We start from the raw sequence: 2,148 nt of genomic DNA on the forward strand, positions 1-2,148 counted from the left end.
CCACGAAACGCTGTTCGCGCAGGTGCTCCAGCGCATGCCGTTGCCCGCGTCACCGGCGCGCCGACGACCGCGCCCACCCAGACCGCCCGCGCTCCTGCCGGTAGCGGCATAGCAGGGGTGGCCGTAACGATGATCAAGGCCCGCGTGAGCCTGGGCCAGCGCGACTATTTCAAGCGTTTGCGAGACGATCCCGCGCTGGGTATGGTCATCGCCGAACCCCTCGTCGGGGCGATCTCACAACGATGGATGTGGTTGATGGCGCGCCGCATCCACCAGCCGGACGGTGCTTTCGGTGGCCTGGTCTACGCCTCGATCTTTGTCGACGAAATCGTCAGGACGTTCGACCAGATCAGAATGTCGCCCAATAGCGTCATTGCCTTGCTCGACCAGGATATGCGGTTGGTGGCGCGCCGTGCGTTCAACAGCTCCACGCCCTTGCCGATCGGCGAGAAAGCAACGTCTCCCGCATTCGCGCAGGCCTTCAGCCGCAACCAGCAGCAGGGCATGTTCGACACCGGCTATGGTGCTCTGGACGGGGTCCGTCGCTTGTATTGCTACCGTCGCAATGCAAAGTACGGATTCCTGATCCAGGTCGGTAGCCCCATGTCCTATGTGACCGCCCAATGGCAACAGCAGGCCATGATGATGAGCGCCGTGCTGGCCGCCTTCATTATGGCAGCGTTGACCTTTGCGCGATCGCTGATCAATTATGACATCACCCAACAGCGGCGGGCGCACGAACGGATGGAATTCCTGGCATCGTATGACAGCCTGACCGGCCTGCCGAATCGACGCCTGGGGCAGGACCGCTTGGAGCACGGTCTCAGCGCGGCCAGTCGGCACCAGACCATGCTGGCGGTGCTCTATCTGGATCTGGACAAGTTCAAATATGTCAATGCCACCCATGGCTTTAGCGTCGGCGACCTGCTGCTCAAGAGCGTGGCCCTGCGTCTGCGTGAGCGCCTGCGCCCCGAAGACACCCTCTGCCGCCTGTCGGGGGACGAGTTCCTGATGGTGCTGCCGAATCTGCGCGCTGAGCATCCGGTGGCGCAGGCGGCCAAGGTCTGCGAGGACATCCTGGCGGGACTTGCCGCGCCCTTCGACCTGGATGGCCGGCAACTCTTTGGCTCTGCCTCCATCGGCGTGGTGATCTATCCGGAGGACGCCGATACCGCCGAGGGCATGTTGCGCAATGCCCACATCGCGCTCAATGAGGCCAAGAGGGCGGGCAATAGCGGCTACCGCTTCTTTGAAGCGCAGATGAACGCGGAGTTGCGGCGCTTCGTTGAGACCCGCGAGGCCTTGCGCTGCGCCGTGGAGCGCCGGGAGTTTGAGTTGCATTACCAACCGCAGGTGGATCTGAACAGCGGTCGCGTCGTCGGTGTCGAGGCCTTGCTGCGCTGGCGTCGGCCAGGCGCACAACTCACCATGCCCGACGCCTTTATCAACGTGGCGGAGGAGAGCGGCCTGATCGCTCCCATCGGTCGCTGGGTTTTGAGGGAGGCCTGCCGCCAGGCCGCGGCCTGGCACGCGGCGGGCTGGCCCGGACTGGTCATGGCCGTGAATCTGTCCGCCGTCCAGTTCCGCGAGGGCCGGGTTGGCGCGGATGTACTCGCGGCCTTGGATGAAAGTGGCCTCGACGCGGCTTTCCTGGAGCTCGAACTGACCGAGTCCATCCTGCTGCAGCCGCAGGATTACATTCTTAATACCCTGGCGTGCTGGAAGTCCCGCGGCATTCAATTGTCGATCGACGACTTCGGCACCGGTTATTCAAGCCTGGCCTATCTGAAGCGGTTCAGGGTGGACAAGCTCAAGATCGACCGCTCCTTCGTCGAAAACTTCCGGGACGACGAAGAAGACCGGACCATCGTATTCGCCATCATTCAGCTTGCCCGTAGCCTGAACCTGCGCACGATTGCCGAAGGTGTGGAAGATGCCGCCGTGGCACAGCACTTAAAGAGCATGGGTTGCGACGAAGTGCAAGGCTATCTATATGCGAAACCACTGGCGGCGGCTGACCTGGTGTCCTGGCTGACTGACTGGGGGGGGCGCGTTGGTGACGTAGCCGCGGGGCTAGAGAAGTGACCAGTGGCCTTGATCATCATTCCGGCCAATAGCCCTTGCGTTACCCGTCGCGGCCGGGGGGCA

Annotated in this window: 1 protein-coding gene; it reads left to right on the forward strand. The window is 63.0% G+C overall.

Going from position 1 to position 2,148, the window contains the following annotated elements:
* The first annotated feature begins 129 nt into the window (after window positions 1–129).
* Window positions 130–2,085: an EAL domain-containing protein gene (locus QZY44_RS18890; protein ID WP_295449778.1), complete on the forward strand. Its 1,956-nt coding sequence runs from the start codon at window positions 130–132 to the stop codon at window positions 2,083–2,085.
* The last annotated feature ends 63 nt before the right edge of the window (window positions 2,086–2,148 follow it).

The organism is uncultured Thiodictyon sp., from assembly GCA_903837595.1.
Lineage (GTDB): Bacteria > Pseudomonadota > Gammaproteobacteria > Chromatiales > Chromatiaceae > Thiodictyon.